Source organism: Inquilinus sp., assembly GCF_057815775.1.
This window is the reverse complement of record NZ_JBYRFX010000215.1, coordinates 1-5171: the sequence shown is the minus strand read 5'-3', so window position 1 is coordinate 5171 and position 5171 is coordinate 1. Positions and strand designations below refer to the sequence as shown.

General features: G+C 68.9%; 5 protein-coding genes. All 5 read left to right on the top strand.

The window, feature by feature from the left end:
• Positions 1–762: M48 family metallopeptidase (locus tag AC3XYG_RS07545; protein WP_489139196.1), on the top strand; the 762-nt coding region annotated here is incomplete at its 5' end.
• Positions 763–855: 93 nt separating this feature from the next.
• Positions 856–1584, top strand: coding sequence for a TerB family tellurite resistance protein (locus tag AC3XYG_RS07540; protein ID WP_489139195.1), 729 nt, complete (start codon positions 856–858; stop codon positions 1582–1584).
• Between the two features lie 317 nt (positions 1585–1901).
• The gene (locus AC3XYG_RS07535) at positions 1902–3683 is read left to right on the top strand and encodes an autotransporter domain-containing protein (protein ID WP_489139194.1); all 1782 of its coding nucleotides are present in this window, start codon (positions 1902–1904) and stop codon (positions 3681–3683) included.
• A gap of 102 nt (positions 3684–3785) precedes the next feature.
• Positions 3786–4286 carry a tRNA (N6-threonylcarbamoyladenosine(37)-N6)-methyltransferase TrmO gene (gene tsaA / locus AC3XYG_RS07530; RefSeq protein WP_489139193.1) on the top strand — a complete coding sequence of 167 codons (501 nt, stop codon included), beginning with the start codon at positions 3786–3788 and terminating at the stop codon, positions 4284–4286.
• On the top strand, positions 4283–5171 hold an 889-nt coding region (locus AC3XYG_RS07525; RefSeq protein ID WP_489139192.1), incomplete at its 3' end, for an iron ABC transporter substrate-binding protein. The genes tsaA and AC3XYG_RS07525, both read left to right, overlap by 4 nt.

Here is a 5171-nt window from a genome sequence, read left to right as displayed (position 1 = left end):
GCGGCGCTGGGCGAAGGCCTGTATCCCCGGCTGATCGCGGCATCGGGCGGGTCCTACCCCAACGCCCGGATCCAGTCCGCGGTGCGGCGCTTTGCCGAGCCGCTGTTCCGCGTGTCGAAGCGGCCGTTCCAGTGGGAGATCTCGGTGCTGGACGACAACACACCGAACGCCTGGTCGCTGCCGGGCGGCAAGCTCGGCATCAACAAGGGCATGCTGCGCTATGTGGCCAGCGAGAACGAACTGGCGGCGGTCATCTCGCATGAAATGGGCCATGCCGAGCTGAGCCATCAGGTGAAGGAACTGAACAACAAGGGCTTCACCGACAAGCTCAGCTCGTTCTTCAAGGACGTGGCGCAGCGCGAGATCGACGCCAAGGTCTCGGGGCTGCAGGATGTCACCGGCCCGATGCTCGACCAGATCACCCCGGCGATGTCCTCGCTGATCTCCTCCGGCTATTCGCGCGATGACGAGCGCGCAGCCGATGCCTACATCCTGGTCGTGTTTCGGGCCACCGGCTACGACCCGCGCCAGGCCTCGGCGGTGTTCAAGACGCTGGATTCGCTGGTGCCGCCCGGCGAGGACAAGACCACCTCGCTGTTCTCGTCGCACCCCGACACCCGCGACCGGATCGAATTGCTCGACGAAGCGGCGGCCAAGCTGCCGGCCAGCGGATCCGGCGGTGGCACCGCCACCTTCGACGACATCAAGGCGGTGTTCCCGACCCGGCGCTACTACCTGCGCAGCCCGGCCGAGGCGAGCTGAGCCGTCGGCCGCGGCGCCGCACCCTCTCTGCGCCGGCCGCCAAGGCTGCTATGATGCGGGCGAGGGCAGCGTCTCGACGAGCGGATCGGTGGAATGAGTGTCTGGGGAAAGATCTTCGGCGCGGCTGCGGGCCTGGCCATGGGCGGCCCGATCGGCGGCCTGATCGGCGCCGTGGCGGGCCATGCCGTCGACTGGTACCGCGACCAGCCGGCGCCGGATGACGACGCGACGCAGCACATCGCCTTCACCGTCGGCGTGATCGCGCTGGGCGCCAAGATGGCGAAGGCCGACGGCACGGTGACGGCCGAGGAGGTGACGGCCTTCCGCCAGGTCTTCCGCGTGCCCGAGGCGGAGGACGCGAATGTCGAGCGCCTGTTCAACCTGGCGCGCCGCGATTCCGCCGGCTTCGAGCCCTATGCCAAGCAGCTCGCCGGCATGTTCCACGACCGGCCGGAGGTGCTGGAGGAACTGCTGCAATGCCTGTTCCACATCGCCAAGGCCGATGGCGACGTGCAGCCGGCGGAGCTCGACTATCTCCGCGCCGTCTCGCGCCTGTTCGGCCTGACCACGGCGGATTTCCACCGGCTGTGCGCCGAGGAATGCGCCGGCTGCGATGTCGATCCCTATGGCGTGCTGGGGGTCGAGCCGCAGATCGACGACGAAAGCTTGAAGGCCGCCTATCGCCGCCTGATCCGCGAACACCACCCCGACCGGCTGATCGCCCGCGGCGTGCCGGCGGATTTCATCGCCGTCGCCACCGACAAGATGGCCCGGATCAACGCTGCCTACGACATCATCCGGCGCCAGCGCAAGCTGGCCTGACGGGCATCGCCTCGCCGTCATTGCGAGGAGGCGAAGCTGACGACGCAATCCATGCCGCCGTTCTTGCTGCCGCATGGATTGCTTCGCTGCGCTCGCAATGACGGTGTGGGACGGGCGGTCGCTCGGATGACCGAAGAATACATTTATACAAATACTGAAATTATACATAAATTGTTATGATTTTTCCGCTGCGTATCTGCGGAAAAATCAATTATCAAAGAAGAATTGATCAAAGCCTTTTTGGTCCGAGGGCTCGGGCGACCTGAGGGTCGCGGCAGTCGGGCGGGCCGCCGGCATATCGGTGCAGGAGACGTCATTTGACCAGACCCCTATTGTTCCCGGCCGTGCGCCGCAGCGTCCTGATCCTGACAAGCCTGCTGCTGCTCGGAACCGCAGTCCCGGCGCTGGCGCAGATGCTGCCACTGCCCCCGGGCGTGGTGGTGACCGGGCCTGTCTTCCGCCGGGACGGGTCGACGGTGCCCTTCGTCCGCACCGGGGCCGATGCCAACGCCTATATTCTCAGCACACCGCCGACGGAATCCTTCGTGGACTCGGCCCAGGCGGCGGTGGTGCGGACCACGGCCGACACGCAGTATGTCCGCGTCTACACCCAGGGCACCACCCGGGCGGTCGGCGGCTTCATCGCCGGTTCCGACACCGTGCGCGGTATGACGGCGGCGGAGATCAAGGACCGGCTGGCCCTGCCGTATCTGCCAGATTCCATCACCATCGTCCGGGTGCCGGCGGGCACCTGCATCCTGACCGGAACCGGCGCCCCTATCCTTGGGAATTTCCCCGCCAATCCGCCGTCGATTCCGGTCGGCGGGCCCTGGGGCGGCGGCGGCACGGCGCAATCCCTGCTGATCGGGCGGTCCGACGACGCGAACTGCGCCAACCCGCAATTCCTGCCGGCCGACGCCTATGCCAACCAGCAGCTGATCGGGGCCAAGGCCCTGGCCTATGCGCCCCGTGCCGGTGGCGGCAATGCCGGCGCCATCGGCCAGGCGCTGGACCGGGCGACGCCGCCGGCGCTCTTCGGTGATATGGACAGCGTCTACAACAGCCTGGACCTGCTGAACATCGGCGACTCGGCCCCGCTGCAGTCGGCGCTGCAGCAGCTGGATGGCGAGGTCTATGCCGACCTGCCGTCGGTCGAAATCGCCGGTGCCCAGACCTTCCTGAACACGCTGCAGCAGCAGATGCGCCAGTCCCGCACCGGCGGCGGCGCGGCGGCCGGCGGCGTGGCCACCGGCTCCGGCGGGGCCGGGGCGCCGAACGCCTGGATCGCCGGGCTGGGCAATGTCGGCCGGTTGTCCGGCCAGGCCGACACGCATGATGTCGATTTCGACACCGCCGGCGTCGCCATCGGCTTCGACCATCGCCTGGATGATGCCCTGGCCATCGGTGGGGCGCTGGCGTTCACGACCAGCAGCTTCAACACCCGGAAGCTGTCGGGCGACGGCGACCTCACCACCCTCTCGCTCGGCCTCTATGCCAGCTATTCGCCCGCCGCCTGGTATGTCGACGGCGCGCTGGGCTACGCCCATGGCTGGGGCACGGTCAGCCGGGCGATCTCCTTCCCGGGCATCAACCGCTTCGCCGCCGCCGATGCGGATTCGAACCAGTTCCTGTCGAACATCGAGACCGGCTATCGCCTGGCGTTGGGCGACAGCACCGACCTCACGCCCTTCGCGGCGTTCCAGACCATCGTCGTCGGCCAGGACGCGATCACCGAGAGCGGGGCCGGTGCCATCGACCTGCAGATCAGCGGCCACACCGTGACCACGGCCCAGGGCCTGCTGGGCGCGGAGCTGGCGCAGCGCTTCGACCTCGGCCTCGGCGCCCCGCTCGGCCTGTCGCTGCGGGCGGCGTGGAGCCATGATGTCGCCGACACCGACCGGTCCTTCGACGGTAGCTTCGAGGGCTCGGATGCGAAGTTCACGGTCGAGGGTGCCCGCGCCCCGCGCGACCAGGCCAGGATCGGCGTCGGCCTCACCCTCGCGGCCGAGGCGGTGGATCTGTTCGTGCGCTACGACGGCAGCTTTGCCGGCGATTACCGCAACCAGGCTGCCACTGGCGGGTTGCGCATCAGTTTTTGAACGACCGGCACCCTCCGTCCCGCTGCATCAAACCCCTCGCCGATCGGGCGTATATCGGCCTATACAGCGGGACGGTTGGGAAGGCTGGAGACGCTGGCGCTCATGGTCCGCGAAGATGAACTCCGGGCGGCCGAGCGGGCCGTCGAATGGCCCGACACGGTCGATGCCGGGCTGATCTATATCGGCCGCATCCACACCCCCTGGACCTCGCGCATGGACTGCCCGCGCCAGGGCCGGCCGGACGGGCCGACCTGCCGCATCGAGGTGTTCGAACCCTGGGACCAGGCGCTGGCCGGCATCGCCGAATTCGAACGGCTGGAGGTGCTGTACTGGCTACACCGGTCGCGCCGCGACCTGGTGCTGCAGAGCCCGAAGAGCGACGGCACCACCCGCGGCACCTTCTCGCTGCGCTCGCCGGTGCGGCCGAACCCGATCGGCACCTCGATGGTGACGCTGCTCGGCATCGAGGGCCGGACCCTGCTGGTGCGCGGGCTCGATTGCCTCGACGGCACGCCGCTGATCGATCTCAAGCCCGACCGCTGCGCCTTCACGCCGCTGGCGCCGCCGACGCCCGGTGACTCGGATGTGGGGGATCCTTCGTGACCGTGTTTGGCCGCCGCGGCGCGCTCGCCGCCCTGATCGCCCTCCTGGCCTTGGCCGCCCCTTTCCTCGCTGCGGGGCCGGCTACGGCGCGCACCGTCACCGATTCCGCCGGCCGGTCGGTCGAGATCCCGGACCATGTCGGCCGGGTCTTCGCCGCCGGGCCGCCGGCCTCGGTCCTGCTGTATATGCTGGCGCCGCAGACCATGACCGGCTGGGTGCGGGCGCCGCGGGCGGAAGAAAAGCCGTTCCTGCAGCCCGCGGTGCGCGACCTGCCGGAGACGGGCCGCCTGACCGGCAAGGGCGACACCGTCAACCTCGAACAGCTGCTGGCCGCCAAGCCCGACCTGATCGTCGATTTCGGCACCATCAGCGACACCTACAAATCGCTGGCCGACCGGGTGCAGCAGCAGACCGGCATCCCCTACCTGCTGATCGACGGCAGCTTCGCCAACACCCCGGCGGCGCTTCGCCTGCTGTCCGGCATCCTCGGCGTGCCGGAGCGCGGCGAGGCGCTGGCCAAGGCGGCGGAGGCGATCTTCGCCCAGGTCGACACGGTCCTGGCCGCGGTGCCGGCCGACAAGCGCCCGAAGGCCTATCTCGCCCGTGGCGCGGAGGGGCTGGAGAGCGGTTCGCGCGGGTCGATCACCACCGAGATCCTCGAACGCGTCGGCGCCGTCAACGTGGTCGAGGGGATCGGCGGTCGCGCGGGCATCGTGACCGTGTCACCCGAACAGATCATCGCCTGGGCACCCGACACGATCGTCAGCCTGGAGGAGTCCTTCCGCGGCATGGCTGAAAAGCTGCCGACCTGGAAACTCGTGCCCGCGGTCGCAGCGAACCGCATCTTCGTCTCGCCGCGCCTGCCTTTCGGCTTCATCGATTCGC